The sequence below is a fragment of the Mesorhizobium waitakense genome (assembly GCF_056431085.1).
Window position 1 is genome coordinate 26,971 of sequence record NZ_JBWKME010000203.1, and the last position, 19,149, is coordinate 46,119.

21 protein-coding genes and 1 pseudogene are annotated in these 19,149 nt (G+C 64.2%); 10 read left to right on the top strand and 12 right to left on the bottom strand.

Features of this window, described 5'->3' with window-relative positions; genetic code table 11:
• Positions 1 to 79 precede the first annotated feature (79 nt).
• Positions 80 to 792, top strand: a pseudogene (locus tag AC07FD_RS36730) (DUF899 domain-containing protein).
• 78 nt (positions 793 to 870) lie between these two features.
• On the opposite strand, the gene AC07FD_RS36735 reads toward AC07FD_RS36730, so the two are convergent.
• A complete protein-coding gene (locus AC07FD_RS36735; RefSeq protein WP_478353808.1) occupies positions 871 to 1,293 on the bottom strand; it encodes a winged helix-turn-helix transcriptional regulator in 423 nt (140 codons plus the stop codon).
• A gap of 113 nt (positions 1,294 to 1,406) precedes the next feature.
• Between AC07FD_RS36735 and AC07FD_RS36740 the strand changes: the two genes are divergently transcribed.
• The 4 genes from AC07FD_RS36740 to AC07FD_RS36755 all read left to right on the top strand — a co-directional run bounded on the left by AC07FD_RS36740 (position 1,407) and on the right by AC07FD_RS36755 (position 5,086).
• Positions 1,407 to 1,994: a dihydrofolate reductase family protein gene (locus AC07FD_RS36740; protein WP_478353809.1), complete on the top strand. Its 588-nt coding sequence runs from the start codon at positions 1,407 to 1,409 to the stop codon at positions 1,992 to 1,994.
• Positions 1,995 to 2,125: 131 nt separating this feature from the next.
• Positions 2,126 to 3,007: an SDR family oxidoreductase gene (locus AC07FD_RS36745; RefSeq protein ID WP_478353810.1), complete on the top strand. Its 882-nt coding sequence runs from the start codon at positions 2,126 to 2,128 to the stop codon at positions 3,005 to 3,007.
• Positions 3,008 to 3,115: 108 nt separating this feature from the next.
• Entirely contained in the window at positions 3,116 to 4,066 is a 951-nt protein-coding gene (locus AC07FD_RS36750) for an alpha/beta hydrolase (protein ID WP_478353811.1), read from the top strand.
• 180 nt (positions 4,067 to 4,246) lie between these two features.
• Positions 4,247 to 5,086, top strand: coding sequence for a sigma-70 family RNA polymerase sigma factor (locus tag AC07FD_RS36755; protein WP_478353861.1), 840 nt, complete (start codon positions 4,247 to 4,249; stop codon positions 5,084 to 5,086).
• A gap of 8 nt (positions 5,087 to 5,094) precedes the next feature.
• Here the strand turns inward: AC07FD_RS36755 and AC07FD_RS36760 are convergent, their stop codons facing one another.
• The 5 genes from AC07FD_RS36760 to AC07FD_RS36780 all read right to left on the bottom strand — a co-directional run bounded on the left by AC07FD_RS36760 (position 5,095) and on the right by AC07FD_RS36780 (position 8,855).
• The gene (locus AC07FD_RS36760) at positions 5,095 to 5,838 is read right to left on the bottom strand and encodes a 2OG-Fe(II) oxygenase (RefSeq protein WP_478353812.1); all 744 of its coding nucleotides are present in this window, start codon (positions 5,836 to 5,838) and stop codon (positions 5,095 to 5,097) included.
• The gene (locus AC07FD_RS36765) at positions 5,835 to 6,392 is read right to left on the bottom strand and encodes a methylated-DNA--[protein]-cysteine S-methyltransferase (RefSeq protein ID WP_478353813.1); all 558 of its coding nucleotides are present in this window, start codon (positions 6,390 to 6,392) and stop codon (positions 5,835 to 5,837) included. The genes AC07FD_RS36760 and AC07FD_RS36765 overlap by 4 nt, the downstream gene beginning before the upstream one ends.
• 304 nt (positions 6,393 to 6,696) lie before the next feature.
• Entirely contained in the window at positions 6,697 to 6,924 is a 228-nt protein-coding gene (locus tag AC07FD_RS36770) for a hypothetical protein (RefSeq protein ID WP_478353814.1), read from the bottom strand.
• 21 nt (positions 6,925 to 6,945) lie between these two features.
• Positions 6,946 to 8,079, bottom strand: coding sequence for a bifunctional DNA-binding transcriptional regulator/O6-methylguanine-DNA methyltransferase Ada (gene ada / locus AC07FD_RS36775; protein ID WP_478353862.1), 1,134 nt, complete (start codon positions 8,077 to 8,079; stop codon positions 6,946 to 6,948).
• Positions 8,080 to 8,162: 83 nt separating this feature from the next.
• Positions 8,163 to 8,855: a winged helix-turn-helix transcriptional regulator gene (locus AC07FD_RS36780; RefSeq protein ID WP_478353815.1), complete on the bottom strand. Its 693-nt coding sequence runs from the start codon at positions 8,853 to 8,855 to the stop codon at positions 8,163 to 8,165.
• A 175-nt stretch (positions 8,856 to 9,030) separates the two neighbouring features.
• On the opposite strand from AC07FD_RS36780, the gene AC07FD_RS36785 reads away from it, so the two are divergent.
• Positions 9,031 to 9,357, top strand: coding sequence for a DUF1330 domain-containing protein (locus tag AC07FD_RS36785; protein ID WP_478353816.1), 327 nt, complete (start codon positions 9,031 to 9,033; stop codon positions 9,355 to 9,357).
• Between the two features lie 121 nt (positions 9,358 to 9,478).
• Complete coding sequence (locus AC07FD_RS36790; protein ID WP_478353817.1) at positions 9,479 to 10,009, top strand: hypothetical protein; 531 nt, start codon at positions 9,479 to 9,481, stop codon at positions 10,007 to 10,009.
• An 84-nt stretch (positions 10,010 to 10,093) separates the two neighbouring features.
• Here AC07FD_RS36790 and AC07FD_RS36795 read toward each other — a convergent pair whose 3' ends face one another.
• Positions 10,094 to 11,164, bottom strand: a complete 1,071-nt coding sequence (locus AC07FD_RS36795; protein WP_478353818.1) for a phosphatase PAP2 family protein — start codon at positions 11,162 to 11,164, stop codon at positions 10,094 to 10,096.
• Between the two features lie 278 nt (positions 11,165 to 11,442).
• Positions 11,443 to 11,892, bottom strand: coding sequence for an ester cyclase (locus tag AC07FD_RS36800; protein WP_478353819.1), 450 nt, complete (start codon positions 11,890 to 11,892; stop codon positions 11,443 to 11,445).
• Between the two features lie 245 nt (positions 11,893 to 12,137).
• On the opposite strand from AC07FD_RS36800, the gene AC07FD_RS36805 reads away from it, so the two are divergent.
• Complete coding sequence (locus AC07FD_RS36805) at positions 12,138 to 14,234, top strand: EAL domain-containing protein (protein WP_478353820.1); 2,097 nt, start codon at positions 12,138 to 12,140, stop codon at positions 14,232 to 14,234.
• A 69-nt stretch (positions 14,235 to 14,303) separates the two neighbouring features.
• On the opposite strand, the gene AC07FD_RS36810 is transcribed toward AC07FD_RS36805, so the two are convergent.
• A complete protein-coding gene (locus tag AC07FD_RS36810; protein WP_478353821.1) occupies positions 14,304 to 14,498 on the bottom strand; it encodes a hypothetical protein in 195 nt (64 codons plus the stop codon).
• Positions 14,499 to 14,685: 187 nt separating this feature from the next.
• Between AC07FD_RS36810 and AC07FD_RS36815 the strand changes: the two genes are divergently transcribed.
• On the top strand, positions 14,686 to 15,408 hold the full coding sequence (locus AC07FD_RS36815; protein ID WP_478353822.1) for a 3-keto-5-aminohexanoate cleavage protein: 723 nt from the start codon (positions 14,686 to 14,688) through the stop codon (positions 15,406 to 15,408).
• Positions 15,409 to 15,420: 12 nt separating this feature from the next.
• Here AC07FD_RS36815 and AC07FD_RS36820 read toward each other — a convergent pair whose 3' ends face one another.
• A complete protein-coding gene (locus AC07FD_RS36820) occupies positions 15,421 to 16,941 on the bottom strand; it encodes an AMP-binding protein (protein WP_478353823.1) in 1,521 nt (506 codons plus the stop codon).
• 32 nt (positions 16,942 to 16,973) lie between these two features.
• Positions 16,974 to 17,789 carry a p-hydroxycinnamoyl CoA hydratase/lyase gene (locus AC07FD_RS36825; protein WP_478353824.1) on the bottom strand — a complete coding sequence of 272 codons (816 nt, stop codon included), beginning with the start codon at positions 17,787 to 17,789 and terminating at the stop codon, positions 16,974 to 16,976.
• Between the two features lie 101 nt (positions 17,790 to 17,890).
• Between AC07FD_RS36825 and AC07FD_RS36830 the strand changes: the two genes are divergently transcribed.
• Positions 17,891 to 18,385, top strand: a complete 495-nt coding sequence (locus AC07FD_RS36830) for a MarR family winged helix-turn-helix transcriptional regulator (protein WP_478353825.1) — start codon at positions 17,891 to 17,893, stop codon at positions 18,383 to 18,385.
• Between the two features lie 35 nt (positions 18,386 to 18,420).
• On the opposite strand, the gene AC07FD_RS36835 is transcribed toward AC07FD_RS36830, so the two are convergent.
• Entirely contained in the window at positions 18,421 to 19,104 is a 684-nt protein-coding gene (locus tag AC07FD_RS36835; protein ID WP_478353826.1) for a YoaK family protein, read from the bottom strand.
• Positions 19,105 to 19,149: the final 45 nt, after the last annotated feature.

Here is a 19,149-nt window from a genome sequence, read left to right on the forward strand (position 1 = left end):
CGGATCGCGGTTTTCAACAACGTCTTTAAGACAGGCAACGAGGCTGTCAGCATACGCCAGAGTGCGGAAGGAGGACGACATGACCGACCACATCATAGCGCCTTACACGGATTGGTTTGAAGCGCACAAAGCGCATCTCGGGAAAGAAAAGGCGTTTACGCGCCAGCGTCAACAACTCGCGGCGGACCGACGGGCACTGCCATGGCTTCGGATCGACAAGCCCTACGAGTTCGATACGACCCAGGGAAGGAAATCGTTGGCCGATCTCTTCAAGAACCGCAGCCAGTTGATCATTTATCACTTCATGTTTCCGCCCAATGCAGACTATCGGTGCACCGGCTGTTCATTCCTTTGCGACCACATCGACGCCGCCAACCAGCATCTGATGCATCACGACGTCTCCCTGGCCGTCTGCTCACGCGCTCCTCTCACCGAACTATTAGACTTCAAGGCGCGGATGAATTGGCAGTTTGATTGGGTGTCGTCGTTCGGAAGCGATTTCAATTTCGACTTCCAAGTATCGTTCACCGAGGACCAGATCAACTCGGGCAAGGTGTTATTCAATTTTGACGAGGCCGCGATAACAGCAGAGATCGCGGTGGTGCGACCGTTTTCTACAAAGATGATGATGGCAAGATTTATTGCACTTTCCAGGTGCGGGGCCGTGGCGGCGAGAACCTGATCGGGACCTATAGCTATCTCGACCTCACTCCCATCGGCCGCAATGAAAATGGGCCGTCCCATACGCTGGGCGACTGGGTCCGTCTTCACGATGAGTATGATGGTCGATGATTATCCATTTATCGCCGCACAGTTAGGCAACGCCCTGCCTTGGCGTCGGCCTCCGGGCGTCTTTCATAGCTTCGGCGATCATGCGTTCGCCAGATGCTCCGCTCGCAACGCTGCCTTCATCTGGTCCAGCGCAGCATCACCGCCGGCCGCCAATTCGTCGGCGACCCGGGCGAGCTTGTCGTCGGCCCTGCGGTGCTTGCTGCCCCAGGCGCCGAGCGTCGCCAGCACGGGCAGCAGGTCGATGCCGGCCTCGGTCAGCCGGTAGACCGTTTTCAGCCCGTGTGTCGGGTCTTCGCTGCGGGTGAGGATGCCTTCGTCCTGCAGCGTCTGCAGCCGCTCGGCCAGCGTGCGCGAGGAGATGCCTTCGTCGGACTGCAGGAATTCCCGAAAATGCTTTTTCCCGGCGAAGATCAGGTCGCGGATGATGAGCAGCGTCCAGCGGTCACCGAGCAGTTCGAGCGACAGGTTGATCGGACAGCCGGACTTTCCCTTTGTCGACATGTCTATGGTTCCATTTTTAAATCACTTTACTATTGACATCATTCTCCGCGATGGGTCAACTGGTTCCATAAGTAAACCACTCGCCAGCATCGGACAAACCGAGGAGAACGACCATGAAAAAGCTGATCCTGCAGATCCAGGTGTCGGTCGACGGCTTTGTCGGCGCCAACGAGGACCATCACTGGCAGCTCTGGGAATGGGGCGACGAGAGTGCCTGGGACGACGAGCTGAAGCGGGATTTCAACGCTGTCTTCGCCGGCATCGACACCATCCTGCTCAGCCGCAAGATGGCCGAGGAGGGTTACCTGACCCATTGGGGCAATGCGGCGAAGAAATTCCCGCGCGATCCGTTCTACGCCTTTGCGCAGCGGATCGTCGAAGCACGAAAGGTGGTGCTGAGCGACAAGCTCAAAGCCTCGCGATGGGACCGCACTACGGTGGCCAATGGCGACCTGCCGCGCGAGGTCCAGGCGCTGCAGGCGGGCGAGGGCGGCGACATGGCCGTCTTCGGAGGCGCCGGTTTCGCCTCCTCACTCATCGCGGCCGGGCTGGTCGACGAGTTCCAGCTGTTCGTCAACCCGGCGGTGCTGGGCGCGGGACGGCGGATCTTCGACCAGGGCGGTTTCGAGACCCTGCGGCTGCTCGGCTCGAAAGCCTATGCCTGCGGGATGGTGGTCAACCGCTACGCGCCAGTGGCATGATCCGAGGCGTGGTGGAGGCGTCTCGCCGATAAAAAGATGTTTGGGCGGAATCCTTTGCCCGCGTCTCTTCGTCTTCAACGTGCGGTCGCCGGCAGGGCGGGCGCATCAATCCTGAACGGAGAGACAAGACCATGATCCTGGTGACAGGCGCCACGGGCCTGAACGGCAAGGCCATCGTGCGCGAGTTCGCACGGCAGAAGCATCAGGTGAGGGCGCTGGTGCAGGACCCGGCCCGTGCCTCGGCGGCGGGGCTCGACGGGCTTGCCGGGATACAACTGGTCGAGGGCGACATGCGCCGGCCTGAAACGCTGGGCGCTGCACTCGACGGCATCGACCGCGTGCTGATGATTTCGACAGCCGCAGAGGACATGACGGAAACGCAGTGCCGCTTCATCGACGCCTGCAAGCAGGCCGGTGTTGCCCATGTGGTGAAGTTTTCCGGCGCGGAATCCAACATCGGTTATGACGCGACGAAGTTCCGCTTCACGCGCATGCATGAGGAGATCGAGCGCTATCTGGAAGGGTCAGGCTTGGCGTGGGCGCATCTGCGCCCCAGCCAGTTCATGCAGGTCTATCTGCGTGACGCGCCAACCATTGCCGCCGAGGGCGTTTTCCGTCTCGCACTCGGCGACACCGAACTGTCGCCGGTCGATGTCGAGGACATCGCCAAAGTGGCCTTCCGGCTGCTGCGCGATGGCGGCCACGCAGGCGAGAGCCTCGACATGACCGGGCCCGAGGCGCTGACGATGCACGATGTCGCGGCGCGGATATCGAAAGCGATCGGCAGGCCGGTTCGCTATGTCAATGTCAGCCCTGAAGTGCGGCGGCGCAATCTGCTGGCCAGCGGCATTCCAGCCGGCTTCGCCGATGCGCTGGACGAGCAACTGGCCGAGCGGCTGCGGCGGCCGAAATCGCGTGTGCATCTGGCGACGCATGAGATGTTTGGCGTGCGGGCAACGCCGTTCCTCGAATTCGCCCGGCGTCACGCCGCGATGTTTGGCGGCGAGGACTAGCCGCGCTCGCGCAAAAAACATCCGCGGCCACGTATCCTTTCCGACCGCTCGTTCGTCCTAGGCTTCGAAGGTCGCGCGGCCCGCGATCCGCAACCCCGGGAGACCATAATGGCGAGCATACAGAGCGAGGCAAACAGGAACCACTACGCGGCGCTGGCCGCCAATGCCGGCAAACTGACGAGCCCGCAAGCGATCATCGACTACAACGACACGCATTGGACGGCGCTGACCGGCGAACCCGGCGGCGTCGACTATATCGAGGTCGATGCCGGCGGCGTGCCGGCAATGTGGATCGTGCCGAAGGGTGCCGACGAGCAGCGGGTGCTGTTCTACGCGCATGGCGGCGGCTTCATCGGCGGCTCGATCTACACGCACCGCAAGCTGGTCGGGCATCTGGCCAAGGCCGTCGGCTGCCAGGCGTTGCTCTACGGCTATCCGCTGGCGCATCAGGCGAAGCATCCGGCCCAGCTCAATGCGGCGATGACCGCCTGGACCTGGCTCACCGACCGCACCGGGCAAGGCTTCGACACCAGGCACATCGCACTTGCCGGCGATTCCTGCGGCGCGGTGCTGACCTATGGCGTGCTGCAGTGCCTTCGTGCGGAAGGCCGGCCGCTGCCTGCCGCGACGCTGATCATCTCCGGCTGGTTCGACATGGCGCTGACCGGTGCCAGCTATGAGACCAACCGCGACAAGGACCCGGCGTTCGCCAAGGCTGCCGTCGACTGGCTGGTGACGAACTTCATCGACGATGGCGACCGGCTCGATCCGCTGGTCAGTGCGCTCTATGCCGACCTCAGCGGCTTTCCGCCTGTCTTCCTTCAAGCCGGCGCGGATGAGACGCTGGTCGACGAAAGCCGCATGTTCGCCGAGCGCGCCAGGCTGGCCGGCGTCGAGACGCGGCTCGACGTCTTCGACGGCATGCTGCATTCCTTCCAGATGATGGCCGGCAAGGCGCCGGAAGCCGACGACGCGATCGGCCGCCTCGCCACCTGGGTGCGTGCGAGATTGGGCTTACCAGCTATCAGCGACAAAGCTGCCGGCGACAGAGCGGCTTGAGCCATGCGCCGGCTGGTCGTATCGAGCTTCGTGGAAAGTGCAGCACTTGCGTAATGGTGTGGTGACCCTGACCGATATGCCGCGAGGAACCAGCAGATCCGCAAATCCGTTGCACCGGCACAAGGGATACAGCCGCGGCTTGATTCCGAAGGCCTGTTCGACCCGCGCTACAAAGAGTTCCTGGAGACGGTTTCGCATCTGCGGGTCAAGCTGCACCGGTACTGCGCGCGCATGACCGGTTCGGCCCTCGATGGCGAGGACATCATGCAGGAGGCGCTGTTCGAGGCCTATCGCAAGATCGAATTGCTCGACGATGCGCAGGCGCTGCGGCCCTGGCTGTTCCGCATCGCCCACAACCGCTGCATCGACTTCATCAGGAGCCGCCGCGCCCGGCAGCGAGCCGAGGCCGGCTATGCCGGCGACGAGATCGTACTGCCTGTCGAGCCCGCCGGTCCCGGCGCCGGCCGTGCCATCGAGCGGTTGGTCGTGCATCTGCCGCCGAAGGAACGCGCCTGCGTGCTGCTCAAAGATGTCTTCGACCATTCGCTTGAAGAGATCGCCGATCTGGTCGGCTCGACATCAGGCGGCGTCAAGTCGGCGCTCAACCGCGGTCGCGCCAAGCTCGCCGTCTTGCCGGCGCAGCCGATCGCGGCACCGGCACACGATGCCGAGTTGGCGCGGCTGCTCGACCGCTATGTCGAATTGTTCAACAAACGAGACTGGGACGGGGTGCGGGCGCTGACCAGCGCCGATGCCCGGCTGCGCGTTTCGGACTGCTACAATGGCTTGCTCTCCGGCTCGCCCTATTTCGCCGAATTTGAGCGCAGCGAGCTGCCCTGGCGCATACGGCCAGGCGCGTTCGAAAGGGAAAACGTGCTGGTCGTCGACCGGCTGCATGGCGAAGTCTGGCGGCCGCCGTATCTGGTGCGGATCCATGCCGACGGCGGCGTGATCGACCATATCAGCGACTACTATGCGTGTCCCTGGATCCTGGATATGGCATCCGCCGACGCCGGATGAAGTCGGCCTCACTTGGCGTCGTGAAAAATAATGCCGACCGTGTGGCGCATGCCTGAGCGTAGGCGGCTGACGCCGTGGCGCAAGTTGACGCGGTATTTGCCCTTGGTTCCCTGCACCGGTCGATTGTGGACGGCGAAGGCAACCGCGTCGCCCTGGCGCAAGGGCACCACTTCGACCCGGCTTTGCATGCGCGGCCGCTGTTCGGTCAGCGCGAACTCGCCGCCGGTGAAATCCTCGCCCGGTTCGGAAAGCAGGATCGCTACCTGCAGCGGGAAGGCGAGGTCGCCATAGAGGTCCTGGTGGAGGCAGTTGAAGTCGCCGGGCACATATTGCAGCAGCAGCGGCGTCGGTCGTGTCTGGCCGGCGGCATGGCACTGTTCGAGAAACTCCGCATGCGTCGCTGGATAGCGCATCGCTTGCCCCATGCGCTCGTTCCACTGATTGGCGACGCCGGCCAGCCTGGGATAGAGCGCGCTGCGTAGGCCGCCCAAAAGGTCGGGCAAGGGATAGCGGAAATAGCGGTACTCGCCCTTGCCGAAGCCGTGCCTGGCCATGTGGATGTGGCTGCGGAAGTGGTGTTCATGGGAATAGAGGCCGGCGATCCGCCCGCACTCCTGCGGTGAGAGCAGCTTTTCGATCGCCGCGCAGCCGAAGCCGTCGAGCTCGGTGGCAAGGGCTGGCCAGTCGTACGCGGCGACGCGCGTCTCAGCGGCCTCGACCACGGAAGCGGCAACCTTGGCATGGGCGTTCATAGCGTTGCCTCCTTGTCGAGCAAAGCGCGCTTGCGCTCGATGCCCCAGCGGTATCCGGACAGCGTGCCGTCGGTGCGGACAACGCGGTGGCAGGGAATGCCGAGCGCGATGGCGTTGGCCGCGCTGGCCGTCGCCACGGCGCGGGCACCGTTCGGCTGGCCAAGGCGGCGGGCAAGGGCGGTGTAGGTGAGGGTGGCGCCGCACGGGACGGTGCGCAGCACGTCCCACACCCTCTGCTGGAACGGCGTGCCGTGGCGCATGTCGAGCGGCAGGTAGAGACCGGCGCCAGGCGTTTCGACGAAGCGCGCTATCGCCGCGAGATCGTCGCGCAAGGCGGCCTCGTCTTCGATCGGCATCTTGCCAGCGAAGCGATTGCCAAGGTCCTGCTCCAGCGCATCGGCATCCGAACCGATCAGGATGGCGTAGACGCCGATATCGCTGCGCGCCGCCAGGATCTTGCCGATCGCGGACTGGCCGATGGCATAGGCGATGGTGTCGAGGGCGTTGCGGACGCCCGCGGTCGGTGCATTCATTTGGGTCTGCATGGGGTTCATTGCCTTCACTCCTTTGTCCGTGTCTGAACCCTAGTCGCATGCCGGCCGTGCCTCACTCCGGTGCTTGCTTTCAAATTCAAATCGCGAGCGCAAAAGTATGTGCTCTACGGCGCCCCCCTCTGTCCTGCCGGACATCTCCCCCACAGGTGGGGAGATCGGCAGCTCTGGCGCCGGCTCTCTTCCTGCAACGCTGGAGATTGGCGAAGGTCGTGGTGACAGCCGATCTCCCCCCTCGTGGGGGAGATGTCCGGCAGGACAGAGGGGGGCGCCGTAGAGCGCTGATATTGAAACCATTCCCATTTTGTCATGCGACGCGGGTGACGGAGATTTCACCGAGCAGGAACACTTCGCCGGTCAGGAGCCGCAGCTCGATATCGCCGGTCGCGGTCAGGTTCCACTCGGCTTTGCCGTTATCGACCATCTGACCAACGGCGGTCATCACCAGTGATTTCGCGTCTTGGGTGCGTGGGCTGGCGGCAGCGACGTTGCGGGTCTTCGCATCGGTGGTGGGAGACCTTGCCATCGCGCGCATTGTTGCCAGGTCCTCCCGCCGTCAGGCCCGCGAAGACCGATGATCTGCTGGTCTCGCCCCGCCCGATGAGCCGGACACCGCCTCACGGTCGAGCAGCGCGCGCTTGCGCTCCGCACCCCAGGCATAGCCGGACAGCGCGCCGTCTTTCCTGATCACGCGGTGGCAGGGAATGGCGACGGCAAGACTGTTGGCCGCACAGGCGGCGGCTATGGCGCGGGCCGCCCTTGGCGCAGCGATGCGCTCCGCGATCTCGGCATAGGAAACCGCGTGGCCGACCGGGATGTCCTGCAAGGCCTGCCAGACGCGCTGCTGGAACGCGGTGCCGCGCACGTCGAGCGGCAGGTCGAGGCCGAGTGCTGGCGCTTCGACGAAACCGACGACGCGGGCGACCAGAGCCTCGTAGCCGCGGTCGCCGCCGATCAGCCGCGCCTTGGGGAAACGGTCCTGAAGGTCGCGCACCAGCGTGTCCGGATCGTCGCCGAGCAAGATCGAGGCGACGCCTTTTTGGCTCGATGCGACCAGGATGGCGCCGAGCGAGGATTCGCCGACGGCAAAGCGGATCTCTTCATGCGCGCCGCCGGCGCGATAGCGCGTCGGCGTCATGCCGAGCATGCCGGTGGATTTCTCGTAAAACCGCCCGCTCGAATTGAAGCCGGCATCATAGATCGCCGCTGTCACGCTGGCGCCGCCCTCCAGGCCCTGGCGGATCCGGGCGGCGCGCTGCGCGGCGGCATAATCCTTTGGCGTCAGCCCGGTGACGGCCTTGAAGACGCGGTGGAAATAGCTGGCGCTGCGCCCGGCGGCGGTCGCCAGTTCGGCAAGCGACGGTTCTTCGTCGCTCCGTTCGATCCTGCGGCAGGCATCGGCGACCATGGCGGCGTTGCCGGCCTCCAGCGACGGGCCATCCGGATTGCAGCGCCGGCACGGACGAAAGCCGGTCGCCTTCGCTTGATCCAGCGTGTCGTACAATTGCACGTTCTTTGGGTTGGCGCGCCGTGACGGGCAGGAGGGCCGGCAATAGACGCCGGTCGTCGCCACCGAATACCAGAATTCTCCGTCGGCCGATTTGTCACGCGAAACGATGCGCGCCCAGCGCGGATCGTCGGCAACCGGCAGCGGCGTGGATTTCAGATTCTTGGCCAGGGTGATGAACATGCCCGGCATTGAAGCCGCCAAAAGCCGGCCTCGCCACCCGTTTCCTGCCAAGTGCCTGATCGCCGTCGCCCGAGCCCTCGTTGCTACGCCGCCCGCTTGGGTTCGATCGCAAATGGGCTGAGACCCAACCAGGTCTGCATTTTCCTCGCGATGTGCTGGTCGCCGGTCAACGCGACCTTTGCCCCGGCCTTCTCGACCGTGATCAACCCCATCCAGATCGCCGTCATCGTGTGCAAGTCGGTCGAGACGTAGAGATCGACGTCGAAGCCCGGATCGTACCAGCACAGATCGACCTCACCTTGCTTTTCGACGATCAGCCACCACGACCGTTTGGACGCCGGTAGCTCCTGATACAGAAATTGTATCACCGTGCGCCCCTCGGGCAGCGGCGAGGGGTTGAGATTGCGCCGCATGTCCCACATCAGCAACGACGGATCGAGGTTTTTCAGCGACAGCCGGGACTCGACCCATTTCTGTCCCCAGAGGCCCATCGCCTCGACGACCGGGCGCAAATCCCGGCCGGCTTCCGTCAGCCGATATTCGAAGATGCCTTTCTCGCCTGGCACCTCCTTGCGCTCGACGATCCCCGCCAGTTCGAGCTCCCTCAACCTTTGCGACAGAAGGGTCGGCGACATTTTCGGGACGCCGCGGCGCAGGTCGTTAAAGCGGGTCGAGCCCGCCACAAGCTCGCGCATCAGGACCATGGTCCAGCGGGTGCAGAGCACCTCGGCGGCCATCGATAGCGGGCAGAACTGCTTGTATCCGTGCTGGGTCATGAACGACGTCCCTCCCTGGAAGCTGGGCTGAATATTAGGCCCTGATGAATGAAGCGACCAGTACGGAAACTGTACTGCCCCAGTACAGATCGCGGACTGGTTGGCGGGTGCCCTGCCATGCGAGCCCTTTGATCGGCGCACGGATACCCCTTGCGCCGCAACCAGGAGACTACCCATGACCGCTTACATCATCGCAGACATCAAGGTGAAGGACCCGCAGTGGATGCCGTCCTATGCCGCGTCGGTGCACGACCTCGTCCACAAGCATGGCGGCATATATCTGTCGCGCAGCGGCAATGTGAAGACGCTTGAAGGCAAGCCGCTCGACACCACGCTGATCGCCCTGATGGCGTTCCCGTCGGAAGCGGCGGCGCGCGCCTTCACCAGCGATCCGGCCTATGCGCCCTTCGCCTCGGCCCGTCAGGATGGCAGCGACAGCCGCTTCCAGATGATCGACAACACCGATCTGGCCGGAACGATCGCGTATCTGCCGAAGGGATGACCGTTCCCGGCATTCGTCGCATCGATTGCGGGATCTACAAGCAACAACAGTCACAGCGCTTGCGTGTCGGGCCACCGTATTTTCGGCGGCCGGCCAGCTGTGCTTTTTCAAGAAGATTGGAATGAACATGATATCGAACTTCTGCAAAAGGGTTCTCATGGCGGGGGCCATGCTGGCCGTCTGCACCGCGTTCGCGCAGGCCCATCAGGAAGCGTCTGCGTCCGGACCCAATCCGCTGGCCGACAAGGTACGGGCTGCCAACAGCCGGTTTGTCGACGTCAAGGCCGCGACGGCCGAGGGCTATGCGCCCATCCCCTGCGCCAGCGGCATCACCGGCGGCGCCATGGGCATCCACTATGTCAACGGCCAATACCTGAAGGACGACAAGATCGACATCGCCCGTCCCGAAGCCGTGATGTACGAGCCGATGGCCGACGGCACGCTGAAGCTGGTGGCGGTCGAATACATTACCTCGAAGGGGCCCGCGTCGCTGGACGGACAGCTGTTCAACTTCAACAGCGCGCCCAACCGCTACGGCCTGGGCGCGTTCTACGAACTGCATGTCTGGGCGTGGAAGGGCAACCCGACAGGCACCTTCGCCGACATGAACCCGAAAGTGTCATGCGAACACGCGATGGCGCCGAGCCAGTAGCCGGCAATGGCCAGGCGGCGCAATCCGCCTGGCCACTCGCCCGAAGCCTGTGGGATGCGGTTGCCCGGCTTCAGCCAGGCTCGGTCATTGTGACGCTGGATCGGGGATGGCCAGTCCGACCTCCGCGATGTCCCGGCTCGCTTGCGGCAAGACGAAGCGTCCCGCCACGTACCAAAGCAGGGACACGACAAGGATCGACAGATAGCCATCCACGGCATAGTGCCAGCCGGTGTAGACCGAGCCGAACAGGATCAGTGCCGCAAAGGACCAGCCGGCGATGGTCCACCGACGACCGAAGCCGGCCAGGAAGAACGCATTGAGCGTGGCGATCGCGACATGCATGCTTGGCATGGCGGAGATGCCGGTACCCAGTTCCGGGCGACCACTTGCGTAGGCTGCAAACAGATAGTTGGCATAGACATCGACCGAGGCGACGTGGCTGTTCCGCCCCAGGGCGGTTCGCAGTGCGGCAAACCTATCGCCCCCGTAGAACTGGTCGTGGAATATCGGGCCGGTGGACGACAGCAGGGTCGCAAGAACGGTGCCGCACAGGATCGTGGTCAGCACGAACACCCATAGATAGCGCAAGCGCCTGACGGGATCGTTCCAGAAGGCGACGAACAGCAAAATGCCCAACACTTGGACATGCCAAACATATTCGTAGCCAGCGAAAATGACGGCTGAGACCGGTTCGGAAACGACACCGTGCGCCAATGTCCAAGGATCGGCGCCGTGCAGCCGAAGATCAAGCTCCGCCAGGGCGCGGTCGGCGTAGAATGGCACGATGTCCGGGATGGCGACCTTCAAGGTGGTGAAGGCGGTGATGCCGAGAAAGAACAAAAGGATGACGGGTGCGGCTGCCAGCCAACGCTGCCTGAGCGTGTCGAGCATGAACCTGGTCGGGTTGTGCCTGGCAAATGTCAGCGCCACCACGCCGAGCCCAGCCGCCAGAAGCGCGGGCAAGAAGAAGACGAACGGCTTGGCATAGGATTGGGCCAGATACAGATAGCGTCCCGGCTCCAGGTAAAGAGCGGTCACGGCATAGGTCAGACACAAGGCAGTCAGCAGCCAGCCGCTCCTGGTTGCCGCGATGTCCAGGTCAAGAGTGGCAGACGAGCGGCGATTGTCGCCGCGCTGCCTGGTGTGCGCATTCATCGGAGGACATCCCGCCAGCTGCCCAGAAAACTGTTATGGAGTATTTCGCAGACAATGTATTACCGTCTGGTTACTCTCGTACCAAAGTAAAATCCAAAATATTAGATAGTTATAATGCGCAATTTGTGGGTAAGGGTTCATTGATGAAGATGTTGCGCCGCAACGCACCGGCATCAGTCGCCGCCATCCGAGGCTTTCGATTGTTGCAGGCTACCTTGTCATCAGGCTTCGGCTGGATTGAAAGAGGGCGATCGCTTGGACGGCGATGGCCCTGCAAATCAGGCGGCCTTGACCAGGCCGAGCTGGGTGAGGGCGGCGACGCCGTCGTCGAGGCCGATCTCCTCGACGATCCTGCCGTCGACCACTTTCAGCACGGTGGTGCCGGTGAAGCGCATGGTGCGGCCGGTGGCGGTCGGCAGCGACCCGACGAGGAAATCGCTGAACGCCGGACCGGTATGCGTGCCGCCGCCCTCCCACTGGCCGACGACATAGTCGCCTTCGGCAATGAGGTCGGCCGTGGCCCAGAAGTTGAGATCCGGGAAGGCGGCACGGAAATCGGTCATGAAGGCCTTGATGTCGTTGCGGCCGCGGCGCGGCTCATGCAGCGAGTATTTCAGCAGCATGTCGGGTGCGGCGATGTCGTCGACCACCGACAGGTCGCAGGTTTCACCCCAGAAGTCGGTGAACCATCTTACGACGACGGCCTTGTTGTCTTCTTGCTTGGTCATTGGGAGGTCCTCTTGTCTTTGCCTTGGGATCACCGTGTTCACCGGTGACCTGGGCAAGCACTAGGACGATCCGGCGGGCGCAAAACTCCGGTTCTTGCCGGCCAATCGAAAGGCGGAGAGTTGCCGGCAACGCTCACGCTGTTGGCAACGCAGGATCGCCGCTCTGGGCAGTCTTCCTTCGGTAACTGTTTCTTCTCTGGTTTTGCTGCAGATTGCCCCGCGGGTGGGGATGAGCTAAACAGACGATGGCGCGTGAGGACAAGAAAAGTCGCAATGGAACGTTCTGGGCCAAGGCCCTGGAACGCGCCCATCTTGGCGTCTGGGACTGGGATCTTGCGACCGGCGACTGCTTTTATTCCGCGACCTGGGCGCGGATGCTGGGCTATGACGAAAGCGAACTTGCCAACACCAGCGACCTGTGGCTGCAACTGACCCATCCCGACGATCGCGAGCGGGCGCTGGCCAGCGGCGACCGCCACATTGCCGGACAGACCGATGCCATCGAGACCGAACTCAGGCTGAAGCACAAGCAGGGCCACTGGGTGTGGGTGCTCGATCGCGGCGGCATCGTCGAGCGCGACGCGTCCGGAAAGCCGCTGCGGCTGATGGGCGTGCAAACCGACATCACCAAGCAGAAGGCGGCCGAAGCCGAGCTCGAAAAGGTCAATGTGCGCTTCCGCCTGGCGCTTGCCGCCAGCGGCACCGGCATCTGGCACTACGACATCGCCACCAACAAGAGCTATTGGGACACCCGCACCAGGGACATGTTCGGCCTCGTCGCCGACACCGACGAGGTGACGGCCGACCTTTGGCACAGCTACCTGCATCCCGAAGACAAGGAAGCCACCGAGCGCGCGCACCGGGCACCGATGGGAACGGACGCCGTCATCGCCAATCAATACCGTATCATCAGGCGCGACGGCGAGATCCGCCACATCGAATCGCTGGTCCGCTTCGTCGCCGCCGCGGGTGCCGCCGGCCAGATCCTCGGCACGGTGCGCGACATCACCGAGGAAAAGCTGCGCGAGCAGGAGCTCGCCTACGCGGCCCGCCATGACGCGCTGACCGGCCTGTGGAACCGCTCCGCCTTCGACCGGCTGCTCGCCGACCATATCGCGGCGGGTGTGCCGCTCGCCGTGTTCTATGTCGATCTCGACTACTTCAAGGCGCTCAACGATTTTGCCGGCCACGCGGCCGGCGACCTGGCGCTGAAGAGCGTTGCCGCCGGCATCCGCGCTTGTCTGCCGCCATCGGCGCATGCGGCGCGTCTGGGTGGCGACGAATTCGCGCTGGTGGTGCCGCATTGCAATGCCGCGCAGGCCGAGCGGATCGCCACTGCCGTGCTTGGCGCGGTGCGCGAAGCCGATCTCGGCCCGGCCGCATCGACGCGCAAGCTGGCGGCCTCGATCGGTATCGCCTTCGTCGATGACGCCAACACCACGGTGGCCGATGCGCTGGCCTGCGCCGACGATGCCTGCTACGCGGCCAAGGCTGCCGGGCGAAACCGTTTCGCTGTGTTCTCCGTCAAGACGGCATCGGGGTCGGGCGGGCTGAATGCGGCGCGCATCGCCGCCGACACCGTCGATGCCATGGAAGACGGACGGCTGAAACTGTTCGGCCAGGAAATCCATCTGCTGGGCAGGCCCTGGGAAGAGAGCCGCCATGTCGAAGTGCTGGCGAGGCTCGCCGCGCGCAATGGCCGCCTGGTGCCGCCCGGCGAGTTCATTCCGGTGGCCGAGCGGTTCGGCATCGCTTCCAGGCTCGACCGCTGGATCATCCGCACCGCGCTGTCGAGGCACGGCGCGGCCTTGCGCTCGGGTGCGCTGACGCTCGGCTTCAACCTGTCGGCGCAGACGTTGAGCGATCCGCAATTGTGGGCGTTCGTCGACAGCGTCATCGAGGAGACCGGGGCGCCGCATTCGGGCATCGGCTTCGAGATTACCGAGACCGCCGCGGTCACGAATTTCGACGCCGCGGAACAATTCGTGCGCAAGGCGCGCGAGCGGCACTGCCGGGTCAGCCTCGACGATTTCGGCGCCGGCATGAGTTCATTCGAATATCTCAGGCGCTTCCCCGTCGACACGATCAAGATCGACGGTTCCTTTGTCGAGCACATCACGCAAAGCCGCTTCGACCGCGAGATCGTGCTGGCTATCACCAGCATTGCCCGCAGTCTGGGCTGCGATGTTGTGGGCGAGAAGATCGAACGGCAGGATACGTTGACGATGCTGAGCGACATGGGCGTCGCCTTCGGCCAGGGGTTCTTGCTGCACCGGCCGGAACCGCTGGAGGCGATCGTTTCGCGCGCGACCGAAGTGGTGGCAGCCCGAAAGGCATCGTGATCCAGGTATGTTGAGATTCAGGTGTGTTGAGATTCAGGCCGGGCCAGCCGGCCTGAGTCTCAAAACATCTTAGGCGGTTCGCCGCGCCGTCGATTGCCGAAATTCCAGCACTCCAGCCTCGGGTGGCCTGTGCTGTGCCTCTGCCACCGTTTCGATCAACAGATCGAGGGCGTCACATGCCATGCGGCTCGTCTCGTCACTGCCTTGCAGATAGTGATAGGCGCGTTCGAGGTGGATGCGGGCCGCTGAAAAATCACTGGTCAATGGTCTCTCCATGATCCCGCCCTAATGTATTTTGCCGGGCCTGGCGGAATTCGGGGTAAATATCCACAGGCGGCTTTTATTCAAATGCCGTCGAATATTGCGCGCCCTGTCAGGAGCGACGTCTCCAACTCTTTGCCTTGTCCTGCTGCGCGGTTAGACTGCGACCTCCTTGTCCGAGGTGGGATCGATGATCGTCCAGGCCTGCATCAACGGCGCGCGTCCACGTGATTTCCACCCCAGGCTGCCGCTCGATGCACAGGCGATGACCAGCGACGCCGCGGCCTGTGTCGCCGCCGGTGCGGCCGAGTTGCACATCCATCCGCGCATCGACGAACGCGAAAGCCTGGCGGCGGTCAATGCCACTGTGCTGGCGGTGCGCCGGGCCTGCCCGGGCACGCTGATTGGCGTGTCGACCGGCGCCTGGATCGAGAATGATGTCGCGCGGACCCGCGCCGCGATCGGCGCGTGGCAGGAACTGCCCGACTATGCCTCGGTCAATTTGTCGGAGGTCGATGCGCCCGTCGTAATGGAGCTGCTGCGCAATCGTGGCGTCGGCGTCGAAGCGGGGCTTGCTACAACAGCCGACGCCGAGCGCTTCGTCGGTCTTGCCGACCACAGCCGCGTGCTGCGCATCCTGATCGAGATCGACATCCAGGACCTGCCGGCTGCGCTGGACGAGGCGGATGGCATCGCCGCCGTGCTCGAGCGCGCCGGGGTGCGGCGGCCGATCCTGCTGCACGGCGTCGACGCCACGGTATGGCCGTTCGTCGCGCTTGCGCATCGCAAGCGCTGGTCGACGCGGGTCGGGCTGGAAGACGGCAAGACGCTCGCCGACGGCAGGGCGGCGAGCGACAATGCGGAAATCGTTGCGGCGGCCGTGGCGATTTTTCGCGGCGCGCCTGGAGGCTGACGGGGGTCTGCCTCAGACCTGCCCGCCGACTGGCTCTGTCCAGGTGCGCAGAATATGTTTCTGGATCTTGCCGGATGCGGTGCGCGGCAGCGCCTCAGTGAGCAAAAACGCCTTCGGCACCTTGTAGCGGGCGATGCGGGCACCGCAGTGGCTCGCCAGCGCCGCCGGGTCGACAACGCAACCGGGTTTGACCACGACAAAGGCGCGCCCGACTTCGCCCCAGCGTTCGTCGGCGACGCCGATCACCGCTGCCTCGGCAATGTCGGGATGGTCGAGTAGTACCATCTCGACTTCGGCAGGATAGACGTTCTCGCCGCCGGATATGAACATGTCCTTGTGGCGGTCGACGAGGGTGACGAAGCCTTCGTCGTCCTGCCGCGCGATGTCGCCGGTACGGAACCAGCCATCGGCGGTGAAGGCGCGGGCCGTCTCTTCCGGCCGGTTCCAATAGCCCGGCGTGATGCCGGGGCCGGACAGCCATATCTCGCCCGGTTCGCCGGCAGCGACATCGCTGCCATCATCGCCGACGATGCGCAGGCCGATCGTCGGCGCTGCAAGACCGGCCGAGCCCGCCTTGCGGGCGATCCGGTCCACCTCGACCGGCATACAGAGCACGGTGCCGGCTTCCGTCATGCCGAAGCCGTCGACCATGCGGCCGCCTTGTGCCAGCCACCAGAGGATGTCGGAAGCCGGGTTGGACGCGCCGCCGGTGAAGATGGCGGTGAGCGAAGTCCAGTTCACGGGCGCAAAACCCGGATGATCGCGCAACATTCTGGCCATCTGCGGCACGCAGAAATAGTGGCTGACGCCAAGCGCGGGATCGGCGAGGCGACGGTTGGTGAGGACGGCATCGAAGCCGGGCGAGATCAGCACCGTGCCGCCCTGAAGCAGCGGTGGACGCAGGCTGGTGAGGAGGCCGATGACATGGAACATCGGCGCGTCGCAGAGGAAGATGCTGGCATTACCGACACGCCCCAGCACGCCGAAATTGATCGCGGTGGCCAAGGCGTTGCGCTCGGTGACGATAACCCCTTTCGGCCGGCCCGACGTGCCGGATGTGTAGAGGATGATCGACGGCGTATCGTCCGCCGGCAACGAGCGGCGCGGTGCCGGCGCATGCGCCTCGACCGCCGCAGCGAAGGCCGCGACCTCGACCGGCATGCAGCCTTTGGGCGGTGCCATCTCAAGGACGGTGTCGTGCAGCAGCAGCACCGGATCGCAATCTTCGAGGATCGTCTTCTGCTCGGCACCGGCGAGCCGCCAGTTGAGTGGCACGAAGATGGCGCCAAGCCGCATCGCGGCCTGCTGCAGGACAAGCAAGTCGGCGCTGTTGCGGGCTATCGTCGCGATCCGTTGCCCGGCCGCGATGCCATGGCCGGCTTCGAGCAGGCCGACGGCGCGCTGGATGGCTTCGTCCAGCGCGAAATAGGTCCAGCGCCGGCCAGTGGCTAGGTCGACACAAGCGACACGATCCGGCTGCGCCCTGGCGTGCAGGGCCACGGGGTCTGATGTCGTCCAGGCCGGCATCTGCATCTCCTCCCCAGGATTGCCTGTGCTTTGCGGGGTCACCTTGCCTTGTCGTAGGCGCCGAGACCCGGCTTGTAGCTCTTTTCGTCGATGAACTGGCGGATGCCTTCCTTGCGGCCCTCATTGTCATGAGAATTGGCCGCCTCTTGCGCCCGCACGAGATAGTCCTCGGCATTGTCGTAGGTCATCTCGGCGACGCGGCGGATGGCGTCCTTGGTCGCCTTCAGGGCAATCGGGTTCTTCTTGAGCAAGAGGGTGGCGACCTCGGTGACATGCGCCTTCAGATCCGCCAGCGGCATGCTTTCATTGACCAGCTTCCAGGCGGCGGCCTTCCTGCCGTCGATGAGATCGCCGGTCAGCGCGTGGTACATGGCGTCGCGCATCGACAAGAGGTCGATTACCACCTTGGTGGCGCCGCCGCCAGGCAGGATGCCCCAGTTGATCTCGGACAGGGCGAACTGCGCCTCGTCGGCGGCGAAGGCGAGGTCGCAAGCGAAGAGCGGGCCATAGCCGCCACCGAAGCACCAGCCATTGACCATGGCGATGGTCGGCTTGCCGTACCAGCGCAGCCGCCGCCACCAGCCATAGGCTTCGGACTGCGCCTTGCGGATGGCACCAAGGCCCTTGGCTTCGGTCTCGCGGAAATACTCCTTGAGGTCCATGCCCGCCGACCAGGCGCTGCCTTCGCCGGACAGCACCAGCACGCCGACGTCGTCGCGGAATTCCAACTCGTCGAGAACCTCCATCATTCGCCGGTTAAGCGCCGGGTTCATGCAATTGCGTTTGTCCGGACGGTTGAAGCGCACCCAGGCGATGCCGTTCTCGACATCGAAGGCAACGGTCTCTTCGGTCATGGTCGGGTCCTCCCGTTTCGCTGCTGCATTGGTGAAAATTGCTATGTAGCATAGCTATCATATTTGCTATGTCGCATAGTCTTTTTCGCTTGACAAGGGCCATGATCGCGGCGATCGGTTGCACCATGGACGAGGCTCACATCAGTAGCAGTGCGCCAGGCGCTACACCCGAAGACGCGCTCGACGCGCAGATCGGTTACAATCTCAAACGCGCCTCGGCCGTTGCGCTCAACGATTTCGCGGTCGAGCTGGCCGATGCGGCGCTGCGCCCGGTCACCTATGGCATGCTGGCGCTGATCGACGAGAAGCCCGGCATCCGCGCCGCCGAGCTCTGCCGCCTGCTCGGCATGAAGAGCGCCAACATGGCACCGCTGCTTGCCGAACTGGAAGAGCGCGGGCTGGTCGAGCGCGACGACCATGCCGGCGACCGGCGCGTGCAGATGCTTACCCTGACGCCGGCCGCCAGCGAGGCCATGCCCGGATGGCGGCAACAGGTTCGCCGGCACGAGGATCGGTTCCTGCAGCGGCTGACAAAAAAGGAGCGGGCAACGCTGCTGCGCCTGCTGCGCCTGATCTGGACGGATGAAGAGGGCTAGAGCCTGCTCCATCCCGATGGAATCGGGATCATGCTCTAGCTGGTTTCCTCGTCGCGCGCCGCAAGCCGCAGCAGCAGGGCGAAGAACGCAATCACCGGCGGCACGACGAAGCACCAGACATTGGCGAAGGCAAAGCCAAATGCGGCGGCGGCGCAGCCGGCCGCGAATACGGCGACCGCCACCGACATGCGCCTTAGGCGGGCAATGAGGGCAGGGCGGACCTCTGGCTTCACACCGCCCAGAAGATCGCTGAGGTCGATCATGATCTGGGTGGTGGTGCCGGTCATCAGCGTCGATGGCGGTGCGGCCGCGAGATGGACGCGGTGCACCGCATTCTGGATCGCCATGGCGGCGACCAGCACCATGCCGGTGACGATTGCCGCCGCACCGTCACCGGTGGCGAAGGGGCCAAAGCGGATCGCCAGCGCGGCACCAGCGATCAGCAGCACCAGCTTCGCCGCCAGCAGCGGGCCGAGCGCCGGCAGTCCCAGCCCGCGCAAGCGCTCGCCGGCCAGCCGGGTCAGGATGACGACGATGCAGAACACCGGCAACGCCAAAAGCTTTGCCAGCACGCCCGAGATGCCAAGCACCAGCGAGGCGCCCAGGGTGACGAAATTTCCCGTCACATGCGCAGTGAACAGGCCCTGTAGCGCCAGGAACCCGGCCGTATCGACATAGCCGCCATTGAGGCTCAACAGCAGCGGCAGTGTGGGTTTCATCGTTGCATCTCCTGGCCAGGCCTGGCGGTCAGCGTCTCATATCCC

What these genes read in the sequence shown, in the direction of transcription:
- AC07FD_RS36800 (WP_478353819.1), bottom strand. Translation starts at nt 11,892, where the DNA reads ATGACCAAGCAAGAAGACAACAAGGCCGTCGTCGTAAGATGGTTCACC.
- ada (WP_478353862.1), bottom strand. Translation starts at nt 8,079, where the DNA reads ATGTTCATCACCCTGGCCAAGAATCTGAAATCCACGCCGCTGCCGGTT.
- AC07FD_RS36750 (WP_478353811.1), top strand. Translation starts at nt 3,116, where the DNA reads ATGGCGAGCATACAGAGCGAGGCAAACAGGAACCACTACGCGGCGCTG.
- AC07FD_RS36740 (WP_478353809.1), top strand. Translation starts at nt 1,407, where the DNA reads ATGAAAAAGCTGATCCTGCAGATCCAGGTGTCGGTCGACGGCTTTGTC.
- AC07FD_RS36735 (WP_478353808.1), bottom strand. Translation starts at nt 1,293, where the DNA reads ATGTCGACAAAGGGAAAGTCCGGCTGTCCGATCAACCTGTCGCTCGAA.
- AC07FD_RS36820 (WP_478353823.1), bottom strand. Translation starts at nt 16,941, where the DNA reads ATGCAGATGCCGGCCTGGACGACATCAGACCCCGTGGCCCTGCACGCC.
- AC07FD_RS36795 (WP_478353818.1), bottom strand. Translation starts at nt 11,164, where the DNA reads ATGAATGCGCACACCAGGCAGCGCGGCGACAATCGCCGCTCGTCTGCC.
- AC07FD_RS36765 (WP_478353813.1), bottom strand. Translation starts at nt 6,392, where the DNA reads ATGAACCCCATGCAGACCCAAATGAATGCACCGACCGCGGGCGTCCGC.
- AC07FD_RS36825 (WP_478353824.1), bottom strand. Translation starts at nt 17,789, where the DNA reads ATGACCGAAGAGACCGTTGCCTTCGATGTCGAGAACGGCATCGCCTGG.
- AC07FD_RS36780 (WP_478353815.1), bottom strand. Translation starts at nt 8,855, where the DNA reads ATGACCCAGCACGGATACAAGCAGTTCTGCCCGCTATCGATGGCCGCC.
- AC07FD_RS36745 (WP_478353810.1), top strand. Translation starts at nt 2,126, where the DNA reads ATGATCCTGGTGACAGGCGCCACGGGCCTGAACGGCAAGGCCATCGTG.
- AC07FD_RS36760 (WP_478353812.1), bottom strand. Translation starts at nt 5,838, where the DNA reads ATGAACGCCCATGCCAAGGTTGCCGCTTCCGTGGTCGAGGCCGCTGAG.
- AC07FD_RS36835 (WP_478353826.1), bottom strand. Translation starts at nt 19,104, where the DNA reads ATGAAACCCACACTGCCGCTGCTGTTGAGCCTCAATGGCGGCTATGTC.
- AC07FD_RS36830 (WP_478353825.1), top strand. Translation starts at nt 17,891, where the DNA reads ATGATCGCGGCGATCGGTTGCACCATGGACGAGGCTCACATCAGTAGC.
- AC07FD_RS36770 (WP_478353814.1), bottom strand. Translation starts at nt 6,924, where the DNA reads ATGCGCGCGATGGCAAGGTCTCCCACCACCGATGCGAAGACCCGCAAC.
- AC07FD_RS36790 (WP_478353817.1), top strand. Translation starts at nt 9,479, where the DNA reads ATGAACATGATATCGAACTTCTGCAAAAGGGTTCTCATGGCGGGGGCC.
- AC07FD_RS36815 (WP_478353822.1), top strand. Translation starts at nt 14,686, where the DNA reads ATGATCGTCCAGGCCTGCATCAACGGCGCGCGTCCACGTGATTTCCAC.
- AC07FD_RS36805 (WP_478353820.1), top strand. Translation starts at nt 12,138, where the DNA reads ATGGCGCGTGAGGACAAGAAAAGTCGCAATGGAACGTTCTGGGCCAAG.
- AC07FD_RS36785 (WP_478353816.1), top strand. Translation starts at nt 9,031, where the DNA reads ATGACCGCTTACATCATCGCAGACATCAAGGTGAAGGACCCGCAGTGG.